At 61.0% G+C, this 24,774-nt stretch carries 23 protein-coding genes and 1 pseudogene; 15 read left to right on the top strand and 9 right to left on the bottom strand.

The features are described from left to right. Positions 1-201 (bottom strand): hypothetical protein (locus Q8K08_RS05215; protein ID WP_305249393.1); only part of this gene is annotated, 201 nt, incomplete at its 3' end. Between the two features lie 114 nt (positions 202-315). On the opposite strand from Q8K08_RS05215, the gene Q8K08_RS05210 reads away from it, so the two are divergent. From Q8K08_RS05210 to Q8K08_RS21935, 3 genes are read left to right on the top strand one after another with little or no spacing between them, the layout of a single operon-like run. Continuing rightward, positions 316-645 carry a universal stress protein gene (locus Q8K08_RS05210; protein ID WP_305249392.1) on the top strand — a complete coding sequence of 110 codons (330 nt, stop codon included), beginning with the start codon at positions 316-318 and terminating at the stop codon, positions 643-645. A 10-nt stretch (positions 646-655) separates the two neighbouring features. Then, on the top strand, positions 656-802 hold the full coding sequence (locus tag Q8K08_RS05205; RefSeq protein WP_305249391.1) for a hypothetical protein: 147 nt from the start codon (positions 656-658) through the stop codon (positions 800-802). A gap of 6 nt (positions 803-808) precedes the next feature. Beyond that, entirely contained in the window at positions 809-1,006 is a 198-nt protein-coding gene (locus Q8K08_RS21935; protein WP_370870516.1) for a universal stress protein, read from the top strand. A gap of 15 nt (positions 1,007-1,021) precedes the next feature. On the opposite strand, the gene Q8K08_RS05200 is transcribed toward Q8K08_RS21935, so the two are convergent. Continuing rightward, positions 1,022-3,685, bottom strand: a complete 2,664-nt coding sequence (locus tag Q8K08_RS05200) for an HAD-IC family P-type ATPase (protein ID WP_305249390.1) — start codon at positions 3,683-3,685, stop codon at positions 1,022-1,024. Positions 3,686-3,860: 175 nt separating this feature from the next. Between Q8K08_RS05200 and Q8K08_RS05195 the strand changes: the two genes are divergently transcribed. From Q8K08_RS05195 to Q8K08_RS05175, 5 genes are all read left to right on the top strand, one after another. Then, the gene (locus tag Q8K08_RS05195; protein ID WP_305249389.1) at positions 3,861-4,019 is read left to right on the top strand and encodes a hypothetical protein; all 159 of its coding nucleotides are present in this window, start codon (positions 3,861-3,863) and stop codon (positions 4,017-4,019) included. A 26-nt stretch (positions 4,020-4,045) separates the two neighbouring features. Then, positions 4,046-6,016: a heme lyase CcmF/NrfE family subunit gene (locus tag Q8K08_RS05190; protein WP_304798515.1), complete on the top strand. Its 1,971-nt coding sequence runs from the start codon at positions 4,046-4,048 to the stop codon at positions 6,014-6,016. A gap of 5 nt (positions 6,017-6,021) precedes the next feature. Further along, positions 6,022-6,480, top strand: a complete 459-nt coding sequence (locus tag Q8K08_RS05185) for a cytochrome c-type biogenesis protein (RefSeq protein ID WP_304798529.1) — start codon at positions 6,022-6,024, stop codon at positions 6,478-6,480. 82 nt (positions 6,481-6,562) lie between these two features. Continuing rightward, positions 6,563-7,339 (top strand): enoyl-CoA hydratase-related protein, encoded by a 777-nt coding sequence (locus Q8K08_RS05180; protein WP_304798512.1) that lies wholly within the window; start codon positions 6,563-6,565, stop codon positions 7,337-7,339. Positions 7,340-7,411: 72 nt separating this feature from the next. Beyond that, complete coding sequence (locus Q8K08_RS05175; protein ID WP_305249388.1) at positions 7,412-8,647, top strand: class I SAM-dependent methyltransferase; 1,236 nt, start codon at positions 7,412-7,414, stop codon at positions 8,645-8,647. On the opposite strand, the gene ilvN is transcribed toward Q8K08_RS05175, so the two are convergent. The 6 genes from ilvN to Q8K08_RS05145 all read right to left on the bottom strand — a co-directional run bounded on the left by ilvN (position 8,633) and on the right by Q8K08_RS05145 (position 15,240). Continuing rightward, positions 8,633-9,193: an acetolactate synthase small subunit gene (gene ilvN, locus Q8K08_RS05170; RefSeq protein WP_304802763.1), complete on the bottom strand. Its 561-nt coding sequence runs from the start codon at positions 9,191-9,193 to the stop codon at positions 8,633-8,635. The two genes, Q8K08_RS05175 and ilvN, sit on opposite strands and share 15 nt — an antisense overlap. 104 nt (positions 9,194-9,297) lie before the next feature. Next, positions 9,298-11,052 (bottom strand): acetolactate synthase 3 large subunit, encoded by a 1,755-nt coding sequence (locus tag Q8K08_RS05165; protein ID WP_305249387.1) that lies wholly within the window; start codon positions 11,050-11,052, stop codon positions 9,298-9,300. 377 nt (positions 11,053-11,429) lie between these two features. Next, on the bottom strand, positions 11,430-12,344 hold the full coding sequence (locus tag Q8K08_RS05160) for a calcium/sodium antiporter (RefSeq protein ID WP_305249386.1): 915 nt from the start codon (positions 12,342-12,344) through the stop codon (positions 11,430-11,432). A 124-nt stretch (positions 12,345-12,468) separates the two neighbouring features. After that, entirely contained in the window at positions 12,469-13,182 is a 714-nt protein-coding gene (locus Q8K08_RS05155; RefSeq protein WP_305249385.1) for a phosphotransferase, read from the bottom strand. Beyond that, on the bottom strand, positions 13,179-13,829 hold the full coding sequence (locus tag Q8K08_RS05150) for a response regulator transcription factor (protein WP_305249384.1): 651 nt from the start codon (positions 13,827-13,829) through the stop codon (positions 13,179-13,181). The genes Q8K08_RS05155 and Q8K08_RS05150 overlap by 4 nt, the downstream gene beginning before the upstream one ends. Positions 13,830-13,836: 7 nt before the next feature. Beyond that, positions 13,837-15,240, bottom strand: a complete 1,404-nt coding sequence (locus tag Q8K08_RS05145) for a cache domain-containing protein (protein ID WP_304803836.1) — start codon at positions 15,238-15,240, stop codon at positions 13,837-13,839. 243 nt (positions 15,241-15,483) lie between these two features. On the opposite strand from Q8K08_RS05145, the gene Q8K08_RS05140 reads away from it, so the two are divergent. From Q8K08_RS05140 to mltG, 7 genes are all read left to right on the top strand, one after another. Then, positions 15,484-16,569, top strand: a complete 1,086-nt coding sequence (locus Q8K08_RS05140) for a TRAP transporter substrate-binding protein (RefSeq protein WP_304803834.1) — start codon at positions 15,484-15,486, stop codon at positions 16,567-16,569. Positions 16,570-16,777: 208 nt separating this feature from the next. After that, complete coding sequence (locus Q8K08_RS05135) at positions 16,778-17,656, top strand: TRAP transporter small permease subunit (protein ID WP_305249394.1); 879 nt, start codon at positions 16,778-16,780, stop codon at positions 17,654-17,656. 15 nt (positions 17,657-17,671) lie between these two features. Then, entirely contained in the window at positions 17,672-20,023 is a 2,352-nt protein-coding gene (locus tag Q8K08_RS05130; protein WP_305249383.1) for a TRAP transporter large permease subunit, read from the top strand. A 70-nt stretch (positions 20,024-20,093) separates the two neighbouring features. Next, on the top strand, positions 20,094-20,879 hold the full coding sequence (locus Q8K08_RS05125) for a ThuA domain-containing protein (protein WP_305249382.1): 786 nt from the start codon (positions 20,094-20,096) through the stop codon (positions 20,877-20,879). Further along, positions 20,876-21,928: a Gfo/Idh/MocA family protein gene (locus Q8K08_RS05120; RefSeq protein WP_304798180.1), complete on the top strand. Its 1,053-nt coding sequence runs from the start codon at positions 20,876-20,878 to the stop codon at positions 21,926-21,928. Before Q8K08_RS05125 ends, Q8K08_RS05120 begins: the two co-directional genes overlap by 4 nt. Before the next feature lie 151 nt (positions 21,929-22,079). Further along, positions 22,080-23,339, top strand: coding sequence for a beta-ketoacyl-ACP synthase II (fabF, locus tag Q8K08_RS05115; RefSeq protein WP_305249381.1), 1,260 nt, complete (start codon positions 22,080-22,082; stop codon positions 23,337-23,339). A gap of 3 nt (positions 23,340-23,342) precedes the next feature. After that, a complete protein-coding gene (gene mltG, locus Q8K08_RS05110) occupies positions 23,343-24,521 on the top strand; it encodes an endolytic transglycosylase MltG (protein ID WP_305249380.1) in 1,179 nt (392 codons plus the stop codon). Positions 24,522-24,657: 136 nt separating this feature from the next. On the opposite strand, the pseudogene Q8K08_RS05105 reads toward mltG, so the two are convergent. After that, positions 24,658-24,774, bottom strand: a pseudogene (locus Q8K08_RS05105) (IS5/IS1182 family transposase); the annotation flags it as partial.

The raw sequence follows: 24,774 nt of genomic DNA, 5'->3' as shown, positions 1-24,774 counted from the left end.
CCATGTCGCATCCCAATCAAAACTGTGCCGGGCACGATTGGCGGCCCCAAAGCAGGCATCCCCACGCCTTGCAGTCTGGCTGAACCAAAGATTGGTGGCCTTGATGCAGATCAGATCGGGGGCGATGACTGGCGTGGTAGGGTCAAGGTGCGTTTGATCGCGGGCACTCGGTACACGAAATTTGGAAAGCCAACCGGGCAACCAGCTCAGGCATCTTCCGCAATACCTTTATACCATAGATGAAAGTTGCTTGTCACGATGACGTGGGACAGGTGAACGACGTGGGACAGGAGAACACAGGAAGGTACTGTCGTCGTGCTGACATCGCTGCTTGCCGCCTCTGACCTGTCGAGCGGATCCAAACCCGCAGTCTGGCGCGCGCTTCTGTTTGCCGAGGCAGCGCAGGCCCGCCATGCAGTGTTGCATGTAGTAGAGGACGATCAAACTGAAGCCCGCCTGCAGGAGGAGATGCGGAGCGTTCAGAAGTACCCTGACGGGCAGCTGGCTGCCTTCGGAAAGCCAAAGGCTTGCGATGTTTTCACCCGGGCGGGCGATGCGTTTCAGGTCATCAGCGAAGTGGCGCAGGTCTGCGACGCTGACCTCATCGTTCTTGGCGCGCACGGCGCATGCTCTCGGCTTTCTTGACGGCGCCGAGGTGACTTTTGTCCATGCTTACGCACCGATTGTCCGACCGATGATGATCTACATGGGCATCACTCAGGACCGAGTCGCCGAGGTAGCGGAACGTGAGTTCCAAGACACGCGACGCGACGTGGCACCCTTCATTCAGGATCTCGGGTGAGGAGACCTGAGCTACAATGCCCGCATCGTCGAGGGCCTTGGCGCAGGCGCGCTGGCCGACATCGTCGAACGGGCAAAACCGGACCTGCTTGTAATCGGCACCCGGAGGCTCGCCGGAGTCAAGAGACTGCTTCTCGGCAGCGTCGCGCAGGAACTGATGAGCAGTCTCGAGATCGACATCCTTGCCGTGCCGCCAGTGGGATGATGGCGTTGGCGACTTCTACTCGTCAGGAAACCTGTCGCGGACAAATCGCTTCTCGAACTCCAAAAGAACAAAACTTGCCGCCCCAAGCGAAACGATCAACGCCCCCTCTGCAAATGTCAGCGGGCGAGATCCGAAGATCGTGTTCATGATCGGCAGATAGGTAAAGGCAAGCTGGCCTGTCACGACGACCGCCAGCGCGATCCACACCGGCGTCGTGCCCTTCACCCCGGTGAAGGTGAAGGACGTCATGTGCAGAAAGCGCACGCTGAACAGATAGAAGATTTCCAAGATTACCAGCGTATTCACCACCATGGTGCGGGCGGTTTCCAGATCGCGCCCCTGTTCCAGCGCCCAGAAGAACACGCCCAGCGAGATCGCGGCGAACATGATCGACACGATGATCACCCGCCACAGGATGAAAGGCGTCAGCAGCCCCGCATCCGGACGGCGCGGCGCGCGGCGCATGACCTCCGGTTCGGACGGCTCGAAGGCCAGCGCAAGGCCCAGCGTGGCGGCAAGGATCAGGTTCACCCAGAGAATTTGCACCGGGGTCATCGGCATCGCAAAGCTGAACAGGATCGCCAGGATCACCGTCAGCGCCTCGCCGCCGTTGGTGGGCAGCGTCCAGCCGACCACCTTGCGGATATTGTCATGAACCGTGCGGCCTTCGTGCACAGCGGCGACGATGGAGGTGAAATTGTCGTCCATCAGCACCATCTCCGAGGCTTCCTTGGCGGCCTCGGTGCCCTTGACACCCATCGCGATGCCCACATCCGCCTGTTTCAGCGAGGGTGCGTCGTTCACCCCGTCGCCAGTCATGGCGACAACCCGCCCCTCGGCCTGAAGCGCCTGCACGATGCGTAGCTTGTGCTCGGGGCTGGTGCGCGCAAACACGATGGTGTCGCGGACGGCCTGCGCAAAGTCATCGCCAGACAACTGGTCAAGATCATGACCCGTCAGCACGGCAGGATCGTCGCCCAGGCCAAGCTGGCGCGCGATGGCCTTGGCGGTGGCGGCATGGTCGCCCGTGATCATCCGCACGCCGATCCCCGCCGAGGCGCATTCCGCGATGGCAGCGATCGCGTCTTCGCGTGGCGGGTCGATGAAGCCGACGATGCCAAGAAAGGTGAGCCCGGTTTCGACATCGGGGAAATCGATGCGCGCCGTTCCCTCGGGCATGTGGCGCATGGCAAAGCCAAGCACCCGCTCGCCCTGTGCGGCGGCTTGTGCGATCTGGTCCGACCAGTAACCCGAGTCCAGCGCCGTCGCCCCATCAGACGCCTCTTGCCGCGCGCACATGGCCAGAACGGCCTCTGGCGCCCCCTTGACCAGCACCACATGCTCGGCTGGCGACACACTGTGCAAAGTGGCCATGAACCGATGCGCGGCATCAAAGGGGATCTCGTCGCTGCGCGCCCAGTCCGCGCGCTCGGTTTCAGGATCGAATGCGGCCTTCATCGCCAGCGTGACAAGGGCCCCTTCCATCGGGTCGCCCTCGACATGCCACGCTGTCGCGTCAGTGCGCAGCCGGGCGTCGTTGCACAACAGTCCGGCGCGGATCAGCAGCAGCACCGCATTGTCCACCGGATCCGTGTCGGGGAACAGAAGGTCGGCACCGGGCGCATAGCCCGACCCTTCGACGATCAGCGTCTCGCCCACCGTCACGACACGACGGGCGGTCATTTCGTTGCGGGTCAGCGTCCCGGTCTTGTCGGAACAGATGACCGAGGTCGCCCCCAGCGTCTCTACCGCCGGAAGGCGCCGGATTACGGCGTTGCGTGATGCCATCCGCTGCACGCCGATGGCCAGCGTGATGGTGATGACGGCAGGTAAGCCTTCTGGCACCAGACTGACCGCCAACGCGACGACAGCCATCAGCGCCTCGTCCCATTGGTAGCCGCGCAGCGTGACCGCAAACACAAACAGCACCGCCGCGCCCGCAAAAGCGAAGCGGGTGAACCGCTGACCAAATCGGTTGATCTGTCGCAGAAGTGGGGTCGTCAGTTCCTCGACACCGCCCAGCAACTCGCTGATGCGACCGATCTCGGTTTGCAAACCCGTGGCATAGACGATGCCCGTTCCCTGCCCGGTGGCCACCAAAGTGCCGGAAAAGGCAAGCGACCGGCGGTCGCCAAGGGCTGCGTTCGTGTCAACGGGGTCGGTATGCTTGGTCGCGGCCACGGACTCTCCGGTCAGGATCGCCTCGTCGATCCGCAGACTGCGGGCACGCAAAAGGCGCAGGTCTGCGGGAACCCGGTCGCCCGCCTCGATCAGCACAACATCGCCGGGAACAAGGTTGGCCTGCGGGACACTGACGCGCTTGCCGTCGCGCAGCACACTGGCCTTTGGCGCGATCATGTTGCGGATTGCTGCAAGGGCATCTTCGGCCTTGCCCTCTTGCAGGAAGCCCACGACGGCATTGACCAGAACGACCGCAAGAATCACGCCGGTGTCGATGACATGCCCCAATGCCGCTGCTGCCGCGGCCCCGGCGAGAAGGAAGTAGATCAGCGCGTTGTTGAAATGCCCAAGGAACCGAAGGACCGGGTGACGCCGGGTGCCGGTCGGTATGGAATTGGGCCCATGCTGTCGAAATCTGCGCTCGGATTCGCTGGAACTTAACCCCTGATACGTCGACGCAAGGTTGGCCACGACATGCGCCGCGTCCCGATCATGCACGGAACGAATTGTTTGATAGTCTTCTTGGTTAGCGGTGTCAGGGGCGGCGAGCATAAAGCGATTGCTCCTTCAGAGAATTGGCCAGACGCGCTATGCTATGATAAATATTCCATAGGCAGCCGCGAGTAAATTGATGCTCTGTCCGTGGTCATCTGGTGCTTTTTTGCCCTCTGGTGTGCCCAACGCTTATTGGGGGGCGCCGGACGTCGTCATTTCCCGTCCGCCCACCATCCGTCGCGCCGGAGTGCTGGATCTGGGTTGGGCGGTCAGCCCGCGCAACTGTGACCGCGACACGGGCGCACATCCCATGGTGTGTGGGCAGGTTTCGGCCTAAGGTGGTTGGAATATTGGGAGGATCGCATGATCGTTGAATTTGGTCACTTTGCGTTGGTTCTGGCGCTGGCGGTTGCTGTCGTGCAGACGGTGGTGCCGATGTGGGGCGCGTATCGGCGCAATGCCGCGCTGATGGCGGTGGCGGAACCGGCGGCGATGATCCAGTTTGTGCTGATCGCGGCAAGTTTCGCGGCGCTCACCTATGCTTTTGTCACATCAGACTTTTCGCTGGTTCTGGTGGTGCAGAATTCACATACGCTTAAGCCGATGCTGTACAAGATCTCGGGGGTGTGGGGCAACCATGAAGGGTCTTTGCTGCTGTGGGCGCTGATTTTGGCGCTGTTCGGGGCCTGTGCTGCGTGGTTTGGCGACAATCTGCCGCCGACGCTGAAGGCCCGCGTGATTGCGGTGCAAGGCTCGATCGGTGTGGCGTTTTTGATGTTCATGCTGTTCACCTCGAACCCGTTCTTGCGCCTTGCGGTGCCGCCTCTCGACGGGCTTGACCTGAACCCGCTGCTGCAAGACCCCGGTTTGGCATTTCATCCGCCGTTTCTGTATTTGGGCTATGTCGGCCTGAGCATGGCGTTTTCCTTCGCTGTGGCCGCCCTGATTGAGGGGCGGGTGGATGCGGCATGGGGGCGGTGGGTGCGGCCATGGACCCTTGCCGCATGGATTTTCCTGACCATCGGCATCGCTTTGGGGTCTTGGTGGGCCTATTATGAGCTGGGCTGGGGTGGGTTCTGGTTCTGGGACCCGGTCGAGAACGCATCATTCATGCCGTGGCTTTTGGCCATCGCGCTGTTGCACTCTGCGATCGTGGTGGAAAAGCGCGAGAGTCTGAAGGCGTGGACAATCCTCTTGGCGATCATGGCGTTTGGCTTTTCGCTGATCGGCACGTTTATCGTGCGTTCGGGCGTGATCACCTCGGTCCACTCTTTCGCCAATGACCCCGAGCGTGGGGTATTCATCTTGATGATTTTGGCGGTGTTCATGGGCGGCGCGCTGACGCTCTTTGCGTTCCGTGCGGGCTCGATGGAGGCCAAGGGATTGTTTGCCATGGTCAGCCGCGAATCTGCGCTGGTGGCTAACAACCTTTTGCTGTCAGTGGCGGCATTTGTGGTGTTTATCGGCACGATCTGGCCGCTTTTGGCCGAGCTGTTCTTTGGCCGCACGCTCAGCGTTGGAGAGCCGTTTTTTAACGCGGCCTTTTCGCCCTTTGCGGTCGCCTTGGCGGTGATCCTGCCCATCGGCGCAATGATGCCCTGGAAACGCGGCGAGATCATGCGCGGCTTCCGGCCATTGATACCGGCGATGCTGCTGGCCTTTGCTGCGGGGTCTTTGGTCTGGGCGATGCAGACCGGGCGCACGGCACTCGGGCCTGTAGGTGTGGCGCTGGGGATCTGGGTTGTGCTGGGCGCCGTCGTTGATCTGTGGAGCCGGACCGGGCGCGGGCCAGTGGCGGGCCGATTTGCCCGGCTGGGCCGTTTGCCGCGCGCCGATTGGGGCAAGGCCACGGCGCATGCGGGCATGGGGATCACGATGTTTGCCGTTTGCGCGATGCTGGCGTGGAAGACCGAAGACATCCGCATTGTCCAAGAGGGCGGCACCTATGCGCTTGGGCCCTATGAGGTCACGCTGACCTCGGTCGACGAAGTGCGGGGGCCGAATTATTTCAGCACCATGGCCACAATGGAGGTGCGGCGTGATGGTGCGATGGTGGCGACGCTGACCCCGGAAAAGCGGATGTATCCGGTGCAGGGGATGCCAACGACCGAAGCCGCGATCGACTATGGTTTCTGGCGCGACATCTATCTGGTGATCGGTGATCCGCAGGTGGGTGGTGGCTATGCGGTGCGGTCTTATATCGAACCTTTTGCCAATTGGTTGTGGGCGGGCTGCCTGATCATGGCCTTTGGCGGGTTGCTCAGCCTGACTGACAGGCGCTATCGGGTGGCTGCGGGGGCTTCGCGCCGCGCAGGCGCGGTTCCGGCGGAGTGATGGCAATGAAACGCATGGCTCTTGCGTTGCTGCTGGCCTTTGCCCCGCTGTCGCCGGTCTTTGCGGTGCAGCCCGATGAGGTGCTGGCCGACGCGGGGCTGGAGGCGCGGGCGCGCGCCATCAGCCGCAATCTGCGCTGCCCGGTCTGTCAGGGGGAATCGATCGACGATTCCAACGCGCCGATCAGCCGAGATCTGCGGCTGGTGGTGCGCGAACGTATCATGGCAGGCGACACCGATGCGCAGGTGGTCGATTTTGTTGTCAGCCGCTATGGCGAATTTGTGCTGTTCAGCCCAAAGGCCGAAGGTGCCAACCTGATCTTGTGGCTGGCCGGGCCGGGTCTTTTGCTGGTGGGTGGGATCGGGGCCTTCGCCTATATCCGCAAGCGTGGTCGGGGTGTGGTCCCTGCAGAGGCCCTATCGGCTGATGAACAATCGCGGCTGCGAGACCTGCTGGAAAAGTGACGCGTTGATAAGTGACGCGGCGTTTGACCTTTTCTTGCGCGCATGGGCGGTTAGTCTGTTGCGCAAACGCAAGGGGGCCCAGATGGAATACCAGACGATCACCGTGACCGAAGACAGAGGCATCGCCACGCTTGCCCTGAACCGGCCCGAGGTGATGAATGCGCTGTCTACCCAGATGCGGGCGGAACTGCTGGACGCTTTCCGTTATGCCGGAAAATCGGCGCGGGTGATCGTGCTGACCGGGCAGGGCCGCGCCTTTTGCTCGGGTCAGGATCTGGGCGACCGGGCCAAGATCGCCGAGATTGATCTGGAACGCACACTGCGCGACGAATACGAGCCTTTGTTGCGCGCGATCATGGATTGCCCGGTGCCGACAATCGCGGCGGTGAACGGGGCGGCGGCTGGGGCGGGGGCCAATCTGGCCTTGGCTTGCGATGTGGTGATCGCGGCGCATAGTGCCAGCTTTATTCAGGCGTTTACCCGCATCGGCCTGATGCCTGATGCGGGCGGCACCTATTGGTTGCCACGCCAGATGGGTTTTGCACGAGCCATGGGCGCGATGCTGTTTGCGGACAAGATCAGCGCGCAGCAGGCAGCCGACTGGGGCATGATCTGGGAAGCGGTGCCGGATGCCGATTTTGCTGCTCATATCGCCAGGCGGGCAGGGGCCTTGGCCCAGGGGCCAACAGTGGCCTACCGCGGCGTGAAACAGGCGCTGCGCCAAAGCTATGCCAATGATCTGGAGGCGCAACTGGCGTTGGAGGCGCGGCTGCAAGGCGCATGTGGGCAGACCCGCGATTTCATGGAGGGCGTTGTGGCTTTTCTTGACAAACGCCCGGCAGAGTTTGAAGGCCGCTGAAATTGCTTTCCTAAACCACCCCCGTCTTACTACGCTGGTGTCACAAGACATAGGTGCGTGCGGGGGCAGCGTATGTGGATCAGGACATTGCAGGCTGTGCTGCACCGGGGCATCCGGCACGGTCGTCTGCATGTCCGCTTTCCAGATGGCACGCAGCGCAGCTACGGCCCCGGCTCTGGGCCGCAAGCGCAGGTGGAGATCCTTGACCCGGCTTTGCCACGCCGCATCCTGCTGAACCCACAGATGGCCTTGGGCGAAGGCTACATGGCGGGGGGTTTGCGCTTTGCATCCGACGATGACCTGCGGCAGTTTTTGCAGATCGCAGCGGCTTCGGCTCTGGCCGGGCAACTGCCCCTGCCGATGCGGCTGGCGCATCGGCTGCGGGTGCGGACCAAAGGGCTGATGCAGTGGAACACGCTGGGGGCGTCGCGGCGGCGGGTGCAGCACCATTACGATATTCCCGACGGGTTCTACCGGCTGTTTATGGAAGAAGACCTGCAATACACCTGTGCCTATTACCGCGACGAGCACGCGACACTGGAGCAGGCGCAGGCAGCCAAGATGGCGCATATCGCGGCCAAGCTGTGCCTGCGGCCGGGCTTGCGGGTGTTGGATATCGGCTGCGGCTGGGGGGGGCTTGCTCTGTATCTGGCGCGCCATCATGGGGTGCAGGTGACTGGGATCACCCTGTCAGCGGTGCAACTGGCTGCGGCGCAAAGCAGCGCGGCCAGCATGGGCCTGTCAGACCGGGTGTCGTTTCGCTTGCAAGACTATCGCCATGTGCCCGACCGCTTTGACCGAGTGGTCAGCGTCGGCATGATGGAACATGTCGGCGTTCCGCAGTATCAAAGCTACTTCAACAAGATTAACGCCATACTTGAACCAGATGGCATCGGGTTGATCCACTTCATCGGCCGTCATACCCCGCCGCGTGTGCTGTCACCGTGGTTTCAGAAATACATCTTTCCGGGCGGCTACGCTCCCGCCTATTCCGAAGTGATCCCCCGCGTTGAACGCGCGGGGCTGGTGGTCACGGATCTGGAGGTTTGGCGCGGCCACTACGAACGCACACTGCGCCAGTGGCAGGCAAGGTTCCGCGCGCATGACCCACAGGTGCGCGCCATGTTCGATGACCGGTTCATCCGCATGTGGTGGTGGTATCTGGTCGCGGCCGAGGTCAGCTTTACCCATATGGGCATGGTGCTGTTCCAGATGCAGATTGCGCGGCACCCGGATGCGGTGCCGCGCACGCGCGATTATCTGTATCCCGATAAACGCCCAAACCCCGGCACCTCAGACCCCGCGTGACAGGGCCGCCACGCCGGTCCGCGCAATCTCGCGCAGACCAAGCGGGCGCATCAGCTCGGCAAAGCTGTCGATCTTTTCCGGCGTGCCGGTCATCTCGAACACAAAAGACTCCAGCGTCGAATCCACCACATGCGCGCGGAAGATCTCGGCCAGACGCAGCGCCTCGATCCGGTGCTCGCCACGGCCCGCGACCTTGAACAACGCAAGCTCACGCTGCACCGAAGGGCCTTCTTCGGTGAGGTCATGCACATCATGCACCGGAACCATACGACCCAGCTGCGCCTTGATCTGAGCGATCACCTGCGGCGTACCACGGGTGACAATGGTGATCCGGCTCAGATGCCCGGTATGATCCACCTCGGCCACGGTCAGGCTGTCAATGTTATACCCGCGCCCTGAAAACAACCCGATCACACGGGCCAGCACCCCGGCCTCGTTGTCGACGATCACGGCCAAAGTGTGGGCCTCGATCACCTCGGCATGAGGGTCGCGCAGGTCATAGGCGGAATGGCTGGTCGAGCCTGTCTTGATATTGAGCGGCGACATGGGCCTGCCCTTTCATCTTGGCAAAAATACTCTGGGGGTCCGGGGGCAAGGCCCCCGGGGTTCTCAGCAAGAAAACACGCACCGGAACTGTGCGCAGCAAACCATCACACCAACACCGCGCCTTTGGCTTCGATCACGCCTTGGGTATCGGCATCGCCCAGCAGCATCTCGTTGTGCGGTTTGCCCGACGGGATCATCGGGAAGCAGTTTTCATGCTTCTCGACAAGGCAATCAAAGATTACCGGGCCGTCGTAGCGCAGCATCTCCATGATGGCGTCATCCAGATCTTTGGGGTCGCTGCATTTGATGCCCTTGCAACCAAAGGCTTCGGCCAGTTTCACGAAATCGGGCAGGGATTCCGACCACGACTGCGAATAGCGCTCGCCATGCAGCAATTCCTGCCACTGACGCACCATTCCAAGGCGTTCGTTGTTCAGGATGAACTGCTTGACCGGGGCGCGGAACTGCATTGCGGTGCCCATTTCTTGCATGTTCATCAGCCATGACGCCTCGCCCGCCACGTTGATCACCAGCGCGTCGGGGTGCGCGATCTGCACGCCGATGGATGCGGGCAGGCCATAGCCCATCGTTCCCAGACCACCAGAGGTCATCCAGCGATTTGGGCCTTCAAACCCAAGGAACTGAGCGGCCCACATCTGATGCTGGCCCACTTCGGTGGTGATATAGCGGTCCATGCCCTTGGTCAGGGCTTCCAGCCGTTCCAGCGCATATTGCGGTTTGATGATGGTGGCGCTGTTGTTGTAGGTCAGGCATTTCACCGCCCGCCATTCGTTGATCTGCTTCCACCATGTCGCAAGGCCCGCCTTGTTGACCTTGCGGCCGCGTGATTTCCAGATCCGCAGCAGGTCTTCCAGCACATGGCCGACATCGCCAAGGATCGGCACATCAACACGCACGACCTTGTTGATTGATGACGCGTCGATGTCGATATGCGCCTTGCGTGAATGCGGGCTGAAATCCTTGATCCGGCCGGTGATGCGGTCGTCAAAGCGCGCGCCGATGTTGATCATCAGATCGCAGCCATGCATGGCAAGGTTCGCTTCATAAAGCCCATGCATGCCAAGCATGCCCAGCCAGTTCTTGCCCGATGCCGGATAGGCGCCCAGACCCATCAGGGTCGAGGTCACGGGAAAGCCTGTCGCCTCGGCCAGTTCGCGCAAGAGCTGGCTGGCGGCGGGGCCAGAGTTGATCACGCCGCCGCCAGTGTAGAACACCGGACGTTCAGCGGTCTCAATCATTTCAACCAGACGGGTGATCTGGTCAATGTCGCCTTTTACCTTTGGCTGATAATGGATGGGTTTGATCTTTTCGACAGGCACATATTCGGCGTCAGCGAATTGCACATCCTTGGGGATGTCGATCAGCACCGGACCGGGGCGACCGGAGCGGGCGACGTGAAACGCCTTGTGGATGGTTTCAGACAGCTTTGCTGTGTCTTTTACCAGCCAGTTCATCTTGGTGCAGGGGCGGGTGATGCCCACGGTGTCGGCTTCTTGAAAGGCATCGGTGCCGATTGCAAAGGTGGGCACCTGACCGGTCAGCACCACAATCGGGATACTGTCCATCAGCGCATCAACCAGACCGGTCACCGCATTGGTTGCACCGGGCCCAGAGGTTACCAGCGCCACGCCCACCTTGCCGGTTGACCGCGCATAGCCTTCGGCCATGTGGATCGCACCCTGTTCGTGCCGCACAAGGATATGGCGGATGTCGTTTTGCTGAAAAATCTCGTCATAGATCGGCAGGACTGCGCCGCCGGGGTAGCCAAAGACCACTTCGACGCCCTGATCCTTCAGCGCCTGCACCACCATCCGTGCGCCCGTCATTGACTTTGTCATCGTCCGTCTCTCCGTCTGTGCCAGTCCGTGTTTGGTCGTCAGTGTTTGGTCGTCTGTATCTGTCGCAACAAAAAGCCCCCGGGGTTTCCGGGGGCGCATGGGAACCTGTTATGGTCAACCGTTACCGGCCCATGCGCCAAAAACCCCCAAGTACGAGAATATGCAGCATCGCCGCCCCCTCTGCCTTACGCCGGGCAAACTATGGTGACGGATTGGGGGCGTCAACACCAAAAAAGCGAATAATCTGTCGCAGAGACCGGCTATTTTTGGTTTTATGTTACGTTTTGTCGCAGATCAAGGAAACTAATGGAAAATGACCGAGCTGACAGTGCACCCGGCAGGTGGTGAGTCGCCACCTGCCGGGCCGCGTTTGATCGTCAGGTCATTATCAGGACTACGTATCCGGCATAGACTGCCAGCAGAGCCACACCGGCAAGACGGGGAATGCCTTTGAGCAGCACCGCGAACAGCACCAGCACGATTGCGGTTCCGGCGACCCATGGCATGTCAGCGCTGGCAAAGCGCGGATCGGCTGGAATGGGGGTGATCAGCGCGGTGATGCCGAGGATCGAAAAGATGTTGAAGATGTTCGACCCGATCACATTGCCGACCGCGATCTCGGTTTGCTTGCGAAACGCCGCAATCACGCTAGTGGCGAGTTCAGGCAGGCTGGTGCCGACCGCGACCACGGTGAGGGCGATCACGGCTTCGGACACGCCGAAAGACTGCGCGATGATGGTCGCGCTGTCGACCAGCAGGCGTGCGCCGATGACCAAAACGATCAGCCCGCCCACGGTCTGGGCGACGGATATGGGCATGGCAGCGGGGGGGAGAGCGTCAAGATCGGGCTCCTCTCTACCCAGCACAAAGGCCATGATCATGAACACCGCCAGCCCGATCAGCAGGATCACACCATCCATCCGCGAGATCACACCATCCAGCAGCATGACCCAAAGCGCAGCGGTGGCCACGATCATGATGCCAAGGTCACGCCAGACCTTGCGAATGGGGATCATCAAAGCCGCGATGACGGCCGAGGTGCCGAGGATCAGCAGAATGTTGGCGATGTTTGACCCCAGCACATTGCCGATGGCAATGGCGGGCTGGCCTGCAAGGGCGGCCTGAACCGAAACCAGCAGTTCCGGGGCCGAGGTGCCAAAGCCCACGATGGTCAAACCGATCACCATGGGTGACAGGTTGAAGTGCCGCGCGATGTTGGACGCGCCGCGCACCAGATATTCACCGCCAAGGAACAAGGCGACAAGGCCGATGCAAAACAGGATGTAGGTCAAGATAGCTTCCCCGGTGGTTATTGTTGGCCCAAAGCGCAATTTGCTGGGCTGATGTGGGCATGACTTTGGTGCGACCGGATAAAATGCAAGGGGGGCAGGGTGGGTTCCGCCGCGTGTTTTGCAATTAAGGGGCAACGTTGCCCTGAAAGCATGACGCAGCCAGCAGCTTTCGCGCGTGATCAGGTTCGGTTTGCCAGCAAGAGGCTATTTCCAGCGCCAGATGGGCGTTTTGGGCGGCAGTGCTTTGTTCGGTGGCATGGATCAGGTCGAGACAGGGCAGATCAACACGAGACTCGTCCCAGTCGATCAGGCAGGGGCCGTCATTTGACAGGATCAGATTTGCTGCGCCTAGATCGCCATGGATCGGTTGGGTCTGGCTTTTGGCAACAGCCTTCCAGGCCTTGCGCAAGCGGGGCAGGAGATCGGCGGGCAGGGTGGCGAGGTCAATATCGCCGCTGCGGGTCTGCGTAAGCAGGTCGGCCAAGGCGCAAAAGCCGGGGCGTTGCGGCAAAAGCGGACATGCCGCGAGAAACGCACGGATGCGTGGCGCAAGGTCTGTCATGTCTGCGGGGTGGGTGCCTTCGACCCAAGGCTCGATCGTCCAGCCCTGATGCAGCAGGTTGCCGGATGGGTCTTGCTGCAGCACGGGCACTTGAAAGCCTGCGGCACGCGCGGCTGCTTGCAGGGGGAAAAGCCAGCGCAATTGCGCTTCGGTCCTGCGGGTGGATTTGGCGACGACCGCGCCACCGGGTCCGTCGCAAAGCCATACCGTATTGCGGTGCCCGCCCGTCAGGCGACGCCGGGGGATCAGTCCCAGCACGGCGGGCGGGGGTGTCATCTTCCCTGCCCGGTGCCCTGCAAAACGCCGTGTTCCATGGCGTAGCGGGTCAGGCCTGCGGTAGAGGCGATGCCCAGTTTGCGTTTGATGTTCTTGCGGTGGGTTTCCACCGTGCGGACAGAGATATCCAGCACGATGGCCACCTCTTTGTTGGACCGGCCCTGCGCCAGTTCCAAAAGGATGGTTTGCTCTCGGCTGGTCAACGGTTCGCGTGCGCCGTCACCTGCGGGCTTCAGGCTTTGGCTGGCCCCGGTGCACAGGTAGCGATGGCCCTGCATCACGGTGTCTATGGCCAGTTTTACTTCCTCGGTCGGCACGTCTTTGAGCAGATAGCCCATGGCACCATGGCTGAGCGCGGTGGTGATGTATTCCGGACTGTCGTGCATTGAAAGGATCAGGATGCGGGTGTCGGGGCGGCGTTCCAGAATGATCTCGGTTGCGGTCAGGCCGCTGATCTGCGGCATGTTCAGATCCAGCAGCATTACATCGGGATCAAATTCTGCCACGCGGTCGATGGCGTCGCGGCCATTCGACAGGGTGCCGACAACAAGAATATCGTCGTAGGTTTCCAGAATGGCGCGGATGCCTTCGGCCACCATGGGGTGATCATCAACGATCAGAACACGGGTCTTTGGGGCGTGAGTCATCGTGGGGTCATCCTTGGGCCTCTGCGGTTCCGGTGGGGGGAAGCATGTGTGACAGCGGCACCTGCGCCTCGATCAAGGTGCCCGTGCGGGTTGACAGGATGCGCAACGTGCCGTCAAGCCGTTCCATCCGTTCGGCCATATTGCGCAGGCCAAGCCCGTCTCGGCGGTTTTGGGGCATGCCGTTGCCGTTGTCCTCGATCCTGACGACTGCGCCATCCTTGGTTCCGCGCACCAGCATCTTGACGTGGGTGGCACCGGAGTGGCGCTCTATGTTGGTCAGCGCCTCTTGGGCGATGCGGTAGAGAGCGATTTTGGCGTCGGGGTCCAGACGGTTGCGAAAGGGGTTGGTGGCATAATCGACCGTGATGCCGGTGCGGCGGCCAAATTCTTCGGCCAGAGATTGCAGGGCAGGACCAAGGCCAAGGTCATCCAGCACACCGGGACGCAGATCACGGCTGATGCGGCGCACCTCCTGGATGGCGCCGTTCAGGTTTTCGATGCCCTGCCCAAGGCTTTCGCCCGCGCGGGCGTCGCCTGTGGTCAGTCTGCGGCGGGCGAGTTCGAGGGTGTATCGCACGCCAACAAGGATCTGGCTGATGCTGTCGTGGAGTTCGCGCGCGACGCGGCCGCGTTCTTCTTCCTGAGTATCAAAGATGCGCTGGGTCAGGGCCTTTAGTTTCTGGTCGGCCAGACGGCGCTCGCGCAGGTTCAGAAACAGACCCGACAGAAAGACGACGAAGACAGAGGCAACGGTGATCGCGCCGATATAAAGGAAAGTGCGGGTGACCCTTGCCCTGGTCTCGGCGCGGGCGGCGGCAACCGAGGTCAGCACGTCGTCGATGAAAACCCCGGTGCCTATGGCCCAGCGCCAGTCTTGCAGCCCGATGACATAGGTGATCATCCGCCCCTCGCGCTTGGTTGAGGGTTTTGACCAGACATAGCTGTGATACCCCGCGCCCTGGCGTGCCAGCTCAATCAGGCGGTCAACCACGGGTGTGCCTTCTGTGTCGCGTAGACCGGCCCAGTTCTGCTCGATCAGCCATGTCTGACGCGGACTGACGATGTTGCGCCCATCGTAGTCGTAGACAAAGAAGAACCCGTCGGTGCCGTAGGTCATTGCGGCCAGAATTTGCGCCACGCGGGTTTTGGCGATCTTGTCATCGGGCAAAGCGTTGCCATAGATCGGGCCAAAGGCCGTTCGGGCGATGGACAGGTAGTTGCGCAGCTCGGCTTGTTTGGTGGCGATCAGTTGCGCCTCCAGCATAGCGATCTCACGCTCGGACATCTGTCGCGCCTCACGCGTGACCAGAACCGACAGGATGGCCATGGCCAGCACAAGAGGAAGCGTGGCCAGAAGAAAGACCTTTTGGCCATAGCTGAGCCTGCGTCTGTTGCCGTGGCCTGTGGCCATGCTGGTCTCCCAAACTTGGCAGGCAGAGTGCTGGGGGATGCGGGCCGGGTCAACGGGCGTGGCCGGATTTTTTTTCTGTGCCTTTTCAATGGGATCTTTTCGCGGTGCGAAATTTTGCCGGGTTTTGCCCGGCGTATGCGTAGTAGTCGGTATTTTCGCAAGAAAATGATGACGATAATGTCATCAAACTGGGATGGTGGAGGCCGTCCAAGGATAAATTCTTAAAACGGGAGGAGAGTGCCGATGGACCGTCGTTCCTTTATGACGAAGGCCGCGCTTGGGGGCGCGACCGCTGCTGCTGCTGCCACGCTGGCCGCACCAATGTATGCACAAGGCAACCGCACGCTGACGCTGGTCACGACATGGGGTCGTGGGCTTGCCGGCGTGCATGACAGCGCGCAACGCTGCGCCGATATGATCACCGCGCTGACCGATGGCCAGCTGACGGTGGACCTGAAGGCGGCGGGCGAACTGGTGGGTGCGTTTGAGGTATTTGACGCTGTGACCTCGGGTCAGGCGGATATGTATCATGGGGCGGATTACTATTTCGTCGGCCAGCACCCGGCCTATGCCTTCTTTACGGCTGTGCCTTTTGGCATGACCGCGCAGGAGCTGACCAACTGGTATCACCATGATGGCGGGATGGAGCTTCATGACGAACTGGGCCAGATTTTTGGCCTCAAGTCGTTTCTTGCGGGCAACACCGGCGGCCAGGGTGGTGGCTGGTTCCGCAAGGAAATCAACGGGCCGGAGGATTTTCAGGGTCTGAAGTTCCGGATGCCGGGTCTGGGCGGTCTGGCGCTGGGCAAGATGGGTGCGTCAGTGCAGAACATTCCGGGGTCGGAAGTGTATCAGGCGCTGTCGTCTGGCGCGATTGATGGCACCGAATGGATCGGACCTTGGGCCGATGAAAAGCTGGGTCTGCAAGAGATCACCAAGATCTATTACCCCGCAGGTTTCCATGAGCCGGGTGCTGGTCTTTCGCTGGCAACCAACCGCGACGTGTTCGAGAGCCTGACCCCGGTGCAGCAAAAGATCATCGAGATCGTCTCTGGTGACGGGCACCAGTGGAATCTGGCGCAATTCCTGACCCAGAACGGCGCGGCTTTGTCGCGTTTGCAGGCGGCGGGCGTCAAGACCATGGAATTCCCGGATACAGTCTGGGATGCCTTTGGCGCGGCGAGTAAGGCAGTGCATGACGAAAATCTGGGTGATGATATTTATAAAAAGATCCATGACAGCGCAATGGCGTCGATGAAATCGTCTTCGTCCTGGCTGAAAATCTCGGATGGCACCTATACGGCGCAGCGCGACCGCGTTTTGGGGTAAGGGACGGGGGGCGCGCTGGTGGGTTCAGACCTGCTGCCGCCTCGCTTTTTGGCTGACCCCGGGGGGATCCTCCCCCCGGACCCCTCTGGGATATTTGTGAACAGAAAATGGGGGCGGTTGGTTCCGGCTTTGTTGGTCGGATGGGCGTTTGAATGGGGTGGGGGGCGACGTGCTGGACGGCATTTGGTGGGTGATCAGCAATATCGGCATGGCCTTTGTGAACTTTGGCGTGGCGCTGGCAAATCCGGGGTTGTGGCTGGATTGGGCAAACCGTGAGGCGCTGGCACGGTTCATCTATTATGGCGCATCGGTCGAGTTTTTCTTTGTGGTGTTCACCGCGTTTCTGGTGCTGACCGGGATCGGGATGCTGCGGCGCGGCTTCATGTGGGGGATGGTGCGGGGGCTGGAGGGCTTTGCCAACGGGGTCGGGCGGTTTGTGGCTTGGTTTGGGTTACTGATGGTTTTGCAGCAGATTGTGATCATCTTTTTGCAACGCATCTTCCGGGTGGCGACGCTGGAGTTCGGGCCGTTTGCACCCTTTGGCTATCCGCTGCTGCCGGGGCCGTCGTTCATGCGCGATCTGTCGTGGTGGTCGGAAGAGCTGAAGCTGTATAACGCGATGATCGTCTGTCTGTGCATCACCTACACCTTTGTGCAGGGCGGGCATGTGCGGGTCGATCTGGTCTATGCAAATGTACGGTTCCGCACGCGTCGGGTGATCGACATGCTGGGGTCAATGCTGTTCATGATGCCGGCGGCGGTGCTGACCTGGCTTTATTCATGGTTTTTCATGTGGCGGTCTTTGGTCACTCCCAAGGTGTCGGCCAGTGACAAGCTGGAATCGTTGCTGGCCAAGGCGCGGATATTCAAATGGAATGTCGAGACGATTGCGTTTTCGCCCAACGGATTTGACGCCTATTTCCTGTTCAAGCTGCTGCTGATCGGTTTTTGCGCTTTGGTGTTCATTCACGCTTGGGCGTTTTTCTGGCGGTCATATCTGGAGTTCGTGGAGGGTCCCGACTCTGAGGGGCGCTTTTTGGATCGGGATGCGCCGGGCGGCAGCGCCCAAGACCTGCAAACGCGATAAGGGACGGATATTACCATGCTTTTTGGTCTGGACGGCGTTGAGGTCGGTCTGATTATCGTGTTCCTGTGCCTGTTTGGCGGGATCATTTCCGGGTTTCCGGTGGCCTTTGCGATTGGTGGGGCGGGGATCATCGCCTTTGGTATCATTGCGGCGTTGGATTCGGCGGGGGTGTTGATTCATCAGGCGATTGATACCGGGTCAGCGGCGTATCGCGCGTTGCAGGCGCAAGGGGTGCCGGGGATTGATATCACCACATTTCGCTATCCTGAGCTGCCGCGGATTGAGGTTGCGCTGTTTCCGGGCGGCTGGGAAACCGCGATGGACCGGAACTTGTCGTTCATCGTCAACCGGATGAATGAGCGGGTCATTGCGGGCGCGTCGATTGAGACGCTGCTGGCGGTCTTGATGTTCGTGATGATGGGGATTGTGCTGGAGCGGTCGAAGATTGCCAATGATCTATTGACTACAATGGCGCGGGTGTTTGGGCCGCTGCCGGGGGGCTTGGCAGTATCGGTCGTGGTGGTGGGCGCGTTTCTGGCGGCATCCACCGGGATTGTGGGCGCGACCGTGGTCACGATGGGCTTGCTGAGCCTGCCCACCATGCTGCGCGCCGGATACAGCCCGCAACTGGCGACAGGTGTGATTGCGGCCAGTGGTACGCTGGGCCAGATCATTCCGCCATCCATTGTGATTGTGCTTTTGGGGACTATGGCGGGCGATCTCTATGCCTCGGGTCAGGAAGTGCGGGCGCAGACGGCGGGCTGTTCGGATGCGCTGACCTTTCTGGGCCGCGCGGCAGTGGTGTCGGTGGGGACGCTGTTTCAGGCGGCGATCTTGCCGGGGCTGCTGCTGGCGTTTTTGTATGCGGCTTACGCCTTTGGATTTGCGCTGGCGAACCCGTCAAAGGCACCCGCGATTCAGCTGACCGAAGGCAGCGGGCAGATCATCACCCGAAGCGAGGCGACGCGGTGGTTTCTTTTCGTGCCGGTGGCGCTGATCGGCGGGTTTCTGATGCTGTCACAGATGAACCTGATCGGATCGCAGGACATGACGGTGGACAGCTTCAGCGATGCAGGCCGGAGCGCCACGTTGCGCACCAACGTCTCCGCGCAGTGTCAGGCCAGCATGATCGCCCTGCATGGGCAAGAGCGCTGGGATGAGGCAGTGACCGAGCAGGCGGCGATTGCCGAGGCGGGGGGCGTGGCTCAGGCGCGGGCGCTGACGGCAGAGGAGCGTGAGGCTGCGCGGTTGGCGCGTGAGAAAAGCCGTGCGCCGGTTGGCACCGGGGTTGCGGTCTTGCTACTGCTGGCGGCGCTGACGCTGACCACCGCGCGCGGTCTGGCGCCCATGGCGGAGCATCGTCCGGTCTGGATCGGGCTGGCCGGGGTGGCGCTGGGACTGACGGTGGATGCGCTGTTCATCGGGCCGCTGATGTCACCGGGGGTCAGTCTGCTGTGGCTGGGGCTGCCCTTTGCCATGATCATCTATGCGGTTTGGGCCGCGATGCCGATGCTGACTCAAAACGATATTTTGCGCGTGGTGTTCCCGCCGCTGGTGCTGGTGGTGGCGGTGCTTGGGTCCATCCTTGGCGGGATAACAAACCCGACCCCGGCGGCCGCACTTGGGGCCGGGGGCGCGCTTTTGCTTGCGGCGTATCGCCGGCTTGAGGATGAGCAGCGAAATTCGCGCATCATCACGGGCGCGTCATTCGCGCTGGTGGTGATGCTGCTGGTGGGGGTCAACTTCGATTTGAGGCTTGGTCTGGGCACCACAACGACTGAACAAATCATCGCGTTCTGGGTGGCGATGGCGGCCTATAGCTTTACCATGTTTGGCATTCTGTATGCCTGCTGGGTGCTGTGGCGGTCGGCGGTGCTGACGTCGGTGGTGCGCGAAACCGCCAAGATCACCAGCATGGTCTTTGCCATCCTGATCGGCAGCCAGATCCTTAATCTGGTGCTGATCTCCTTTGGCGGTGAGCATTACATCCAAAGTTTCCTGCGCAGTTTTGACAATGAACTAACGGCGTTTCTGATCGTGATGCTGGTGTTGTTCATTCTTGGCTTCGTGCTGGATTTCCTTGAGATCATCTACATCGTTGTGCCGATTGTCGGGCCGGTGATTTATGGCGGCACGTTTGACCCAAGCTGGGTCACCATCATGATCACGGTGAATCTGCAGACCAGTTTTCTGACCCCGCCCTTTGGCTTTGCGCTGTTCTATCTGCGTGGGGTGGCCCCAAAGGAGGTGACGACGCGGCATATCTATACCGGGGTAATGCCCTTTGTCGGCATTCAGATGGCAACCTTGCTGCTGTTGTATCTTGCGCCATGGATTGTCACGATCGTTCCCAGACTGTTGGGGTGATGGCTCTGCCAAAGCGGTTTGGAACGTGATATGCCTCTTGTGTTAGCGCAAGCAAGAGGAGGGAATCGCCATGGCAATCCGGGTAACCGTCTGGGGCGAGAATGTTCACGAACGAGAGAACAAAGTGGTCGCGGGGATCTACCCCAATGGAATGCACAGCACGATTGCCGATGCGCTGAACAGGGATCCGGGGGTTGCTGCCTCGACGGTTACGCTGCAAGACCCCGAACATGGGATGACTGCGGAAAAGTTGGCTCAAACCGATGTGTTGATCTGGTGGGGCCATGCGGCCCATGGCGACGTGGCGGATACGGTGGTGGAGAGGGTCTGCGACGCGGTCTGGTCCGGCATGGGGGCGATTTTCCTGCATTCGGCGCATTTCGCCAAACCGTTCAAGCGGTTGATGGGAAGCCCCTGCAACCTGACATGGCGCGAGGCCGGTGAGCGCGAGCGGATCTGGCTGACCAGCCGCAGCCACCCGATTGCTGCCGGGTTGCCAGATCACTTTGAGCTGGAAAATGAGGAAATGTATGGCGAGCCTTTTGGCGTGCCTGACCCGATGGAGACAGTGTTTGTCTCGTGGTTTCAGGGCGGTGAAGTTTTCCGCTCTGGCCTGACCTACAAGCGCGGGGCGGGGTCCGTGTTTTACTTCCGTCCGGGGCATGAAACCTATCCGACCTATCACAACGCCCATGTGCAGCGGGTTATCCTGAACGCGGTAAAATGGGCGCATAACCCGGCGCCGCGGCTGGTGGATGCGTCGGCCGCGCCGAATGTGCCGGTGGATAAGGCCTTGGAGCCGATTGAAGAACGTGGGCCAAGGCTGCACCATGATGGCGAGGAGGGGTTCCGGTGACCATACGGATTTTGATCATCGGAACGGGCGGTATGGCGAATACCCATGCCGAGAGCTTTGCCCGGATTGATGGGGTGGACCTGGTGGCCGGGGTAGACACCCGACCTGACCAGCTGGCAGCCTTTTGCGAAAAGCACAGCATTGCCAACAGGTTTGCGACAATTGCAGAGGCGATCAGCTGGGGCCAGTTTGATGCGGTGACCAATGTCACGCCCGATGCGGTTCATTTTGTCACCACCATTCCCGTTCTGGCGGCAGGCAAACATGTGTTGTGTGAAAAGCCACTGGCCACCAGCGCGGCGGATGCTGAGGCGATGATGGTGGCGGCGCAAACCGCTGGCGTGGTCAACATGGTCAACCTCAGCTACCGCAACGGGGCGGCCCTGCAACAGGCGGCGCAGATGGTGGCGCAGGGGGCGATCGGCAAGGTCCGGCATTTTGAGGCCTCTTACTTGCAAAGTTGGCTGACCCAGCCCGCATGGGGGGAATGGTCCGAGCAGCCGCAATGGTTGTGGCGGCTGTCCACTGCCCATGGTTCAAAGGGTGTGCTGGGCGATGTGGGGATTCACATTCTGGATTTTGCGACCTTCATCGCGGGTGAGGCGGCGGCAGATGTTTCGGCGCGGCTGGCTACGTTTGACAAAGCGCCGGGGGGCGTGATCGGCGACTACACACTGGATGCCAACGACTCTGTCACCATGCAGATCCGGCTGGAGGGCGGGGCGTTGGGCGTGGTGCATGCCACCCGCTTTGCCACCGGGCACCTGAATGACCTGCGGCTGCGGATCTTCGGCGATCTGGGTGGGCTGGAGGTTGGGTTCGAGAACAACATCAGCCATCTGCGCGCCTGTATTGGTGAAGATCGTCTGACCGCAACCTGGGCAGACATCGATTGCCCGCCGACGCCCTCTATTTATGAACGCTTTGTCGCGGCGATCCGGGGGCAGTCACCGGCGACCCCTGATTTCGCGCGCGGCGTGATGTTGCAGCGCCTTCTGGACCGGGCAGAGCAGAGTGCTGCGCAGGCCGGGCTTGTTCTGCCGGTCTGACCATTTTCTGTTCAAAAATATCCCGGGGGGTGAGGGGGGCTGGCCCCCCTCTTTTTTGCCGGTTGATAAGGCGTGACCGCCCCGGCGGTTGCGCTGGCTCTGCCCCGCGTGTATCAGGCAAAAAAGCCTCAATGAGCTTAGGAGACATCGTATGCGTCGTGTCGTTGTGACGGGTTTGGGGATGGTGACGCCGCTTGCCTGCGGAGTTGAGGAAACCTGGAGCCGTCTGTTGGCGGGTCAGTCCGGGGCCGGACCGATCACGCGGTTTGATGCATCGAACGTTGTCACGCAATACGCCTGCGAAATCCCGCTGGGCGACGGTAGTAACGGCACCTTCAACCCCGATGACTGGATGGAGCCGAAAGACCGCCGCAAGGTGGATGATTTTATTCTTTACGGCATGGCGGCAGCAACACAGGCGGTGCGCGATTCCGGTTGGGTTCCGCAGACGGATGAAGACAAAGAGCGCACGGGTGTGATGATCGGGTCTGGTATTGGCGGCTTGTCGTCGATTGCCGAAACCGCTGTTCTGATCAAGGAGAAGGGCCCCAAGCGGGTTTCGCCCTTCTTTATTCCCGGCGCGCTGATCAATCTGGTGTCGGGGCAGGTCAGTATCCGTTTCGGCTTCAAGGGGCCGAACCATGCGGTGGTGACGGCCTGCTCGACAGGGGCTCATGCCGTTGGCGATGCGGCGCGGCTGATCATGCTTGACGATGCTGATGTGATGGTCGCAGGGGGTGCGGAAAGCCCGATCTCGGAAATCGGGATTGCCGGGTTCAATGCCTGCAAGGCGCTGTCCACCAAGCGCGCCGATGATCCGACACGCGCCAGCCGTCCCTATGATGCCGACCGGGATGGTTTTGTCATGGGTGAGGGTGCGGGCTGTGTGGTGCTGGAGGAATACGAGCATGCGAAGGCGCGCGGGGCGAAGATTTACGCCGAGGTGCTGGGCTATGGTCTGTCGGGCGACGCGTATCACATCACCGCGCCATCCGAGGATGGTGATGGCGGTTATCGCAGCATGGCGGCAGCGCTTAAGCGGGCCGGGCTGACTCCCGCCGACGTTGATTACATCAACGCGCATGGCACCAGCACGATGGCCGACACGATTGAACTTGGCGCGGTCGAGCGCCTGATGGGCGATGCGGCGGCAGCGGCGACGATGTCATCCACCAAGTCGAGCATCGGGCATCTGCTGGGGGCGGCGGGCGCGGTCGAGGCGATTTTCTGTATTCTTGCCATTCGCGATCAGGTTGCCCCGCCGACGATCAATCTGGACAATCCGGCGGTCGCGCCAAAGCTGGATCTCGCGCCGAATGCGGCGCGGTATCGCAAGATTGATGTGGCTTTGTCCAATTCCTTTGGCTTTGGCGGCACCAATGCCAGCCTTGTCGTCGGCAAGGTGCGCTGAGCGATGTGGCGCTCGATTGCATCCAATGCGCTGACCCTGTTCATTGTGCTGCTGGTGGTGGCTGCTGGTGTGCTGGCTTGGGGACGCGAGGCCTATAAGGGGCCGGGGCCGCTGACAGATGCGATCTGTTTCCGGGTGGAGCGTGGGGCATCATTGAGCTCGGTCAGCCGGGCGCTTGAGGCGCAGGGCGCGGTGTCTGATGCGCGCATTTTCCGCATTGGTGCGGATTATTCCGACAAGGCACAGCTGTTGAAATTCGGCAGCTATCTGATCCCGCCCTCTGCCTCGATGGTGGATGTGCTGAAGTCATTGACCGAAGGCGGGCAATCGACCTGTGGGCGTGAGCTGAATTTCAGGATCGGAGTGAACAGTGCCGATGTGATCCTGCGCGAGCTTGACGCGGCGACCAACCGCTATGTCGAGGTGGTAAAGTTTGACCCCACGGTAGAGGCCCTGCCGCAAGCCTATGTGGATGTCGCCCAGGAAGCAGACCTGCGGTTCCGGGTGACTTTGGCCGAGGGCGTGACCAGCTGGCAGGTGGTTGAAGCATTGAAACGCGCGGATTTCATGACCGGAGAGGTTGCTGCCGTGCCACCTGAGGGGAGCCTTGCGCCCGACAGCTATGAGGTGGACAAAGGGTCTGATCGGGCCGCGCTTTTGGCACGGATGACGGTGGCACAAGAGCAGATTCTTGCGGCACTATGGGCGAGCCGGGCAGATGGGTTGCCCTATGCCTCGCCCGAGGAGGCGCTGATCATGGCGTCTATCGTGGAAAAGGAAACCGGGGTTGCGGATGAGCGCCCGCAGGTGGCGAGCGTGTTCGTAAACCGTCTTGAACGCGGCATGCGGTTGCAGACCGACCCGACTGTGATCTACGGGGTCACGATGGGGCAGGGCGTGCTGGGACGTGGTATCCGGCAAAGTGAACTGCGGCGTGAGACGCCCTATAACACCTATGTCATCTCTGGCCTGCCGCCGACGCCGATTGCCAATCCGGGGCGGTTGAGCATTCAGGCCGCGCTGAACCCGGATACGACCGATTACATCTTCTTTGTCGCCGATGGCACCGGGGGACATGCCTTTGCCGTCACGCTGGAAGATCATAACCGCAATGTCGCCCGCTGGCGCGAGATTGAGCGCGCGCAGGGGCAGGAAGGTCAGACCGGGGTGCAGGGGGAATAGGCCTCTGGTCCGGTCTGGTTAACAAGGCGTAAACGACGCGCACTGTAAGCTGTTGGAAACGCTTGGTTTTTGACTTGACTTACCGTCCGGTCCAATGTATCACTTGTGACATGCTAGGCTCCAGACTCATTGATGATCAAAGCCAGAAGAGGACGGTTGCGGCCATGGCGACAGCGGAGAGGAAGACCTTCGGGCATCTGTCGTAGCGCGTTGCCACTCGTCGCCAGTCCTTGAGCCTTCCGAACATGATCTC

It is taken from the genome of Pseudotabrizicola sp., assembly GCF_030684215.1.
In the GTDB taxonomy this organism is placed as follows: Bacteria; Pseudomonadota; Alphaproteobacteria; order Rhodobacterales; family Rhodobacteraceae; genus Pseudotabrizicola.
Note: the sequence above shows the minus strand (reverse complement) of the source record. Positions and strands in the feature narration are given on the sequence as shown.

What these genes read in the sequence shown, in the direction of transcription:
- Q8K08_RS05155 (WP_305249385.1), bottom strand. Translation starts at nt 13,182, where the DNA reads ATGACACCCCCGCCCGCCGTGCTGGGACTGATCCCCCGGCGTCGCCTG.
- ilvN (WP_304802763.1), bottom strand. Translation starts at nt 9,193, where the DNA reads ATGTCGCCGCTCAATATCAAGACAGGCTCGACCAGCCATTCCGCCTAT.
- Q8K08_RS05135 (WP_305249394.1), top strand. Translation starts at nt 16,778, where the DNA reads ATGGCCTTTGTGAACTTTGGCGTGGCGCTGGCAAATCCGGGGTTGTGG.
- Q8K08_RS05140 (WP_304803834.1), top strand. Translation starts at nt 15,484, where the DNA reads ATGGACCGTCGTTCCTTTATGACGAAGGCCGCGCTTGGGGGCGCGACC.
- Q8K08_RS05165 (WP_305249387.1), bottom strand. Translation starts at nt 11,052, where the DNA reads ATGACAAAGTCAATGACGGGCGCACGGATGGTGGTGCAGGCGCTGAAG.
- Q8K08_RS05185 (WP_304798529.1), top strand. Translation starts at nt 6,022, where the DNA reads ATGAAACGCATGGCTCTTGCGTTGCTGCTGGCCTTTGCCCCGCTGTCG.
- Q8K08_RS05145 (WP_304803836.1), bottom strand. Translation starts at nt 15,240, where the DNA reads ATGGCCACAGGCCACGGCAACAGACGCAGGCTCAGCTATGGCCAAAAG.
- fabF (WP_305249381.1), top strand. Translation starts at nt 22,080, where the DNA reads ATGCGTCGTGTCGTTGTGACGGGTTTGGGGATGGTGACGCCGCTTGCC.
- Q8K08_RS05180 (WP_304798512.1), top strand. Translation starts at nt 6,563, where the DNA reads ATGGAATACCAGACGATCACCGTGACCGAAGACAGAGGCATCGCCACG.
- Q8K08_RS05190 (WP_304798515.1), top strand. Translation starts at nt 4,046, where the DNA reads ATGATCGTTGAATTTGGTCACTTTGCGTTGGTTCTGGCGCTGGCGGTT.
- Q8K08_RS05150 (WP_305249384.1), bottom strand. Translation starts at nt 13,829, where the DNA reads ATGACTCACGCCCCAAAGACCCGTGTTCTGATCGTTGATGATCACCCC.
- mltG (WP_305249380.1), top strand. Translation starts at nt 23,343, where the DNA reads ATGTGGCGCTCGATTGCATCCAATGCGCTGACCCTGTTCATTGTGCTG.
- Q8K08_RS05175 (WP_305249388.1), top strand. Translation starts at nt 7,412, where the DNA reads ATGTGGATCAGGACATTGCAGGCTGTGCTGCACCGGGGCATCCGGCAC.
- Q8K08_RS05125 (WP_305249382.1), top strand. Translation starts at nt 20,094, where the DNA reads ATGGCAATCCGGGTAACCGTCTGGGGCGAGAATGTTCACGAACGAGAG.
- Q8K08_RS05130 (WP_305249383.1), top strand. Translation starts at nt 17,672, where the DNA reads ATGCTTTTTGGTCTGGACGGCGTTGAGGTCGGTCTGATTATCGTGTTC.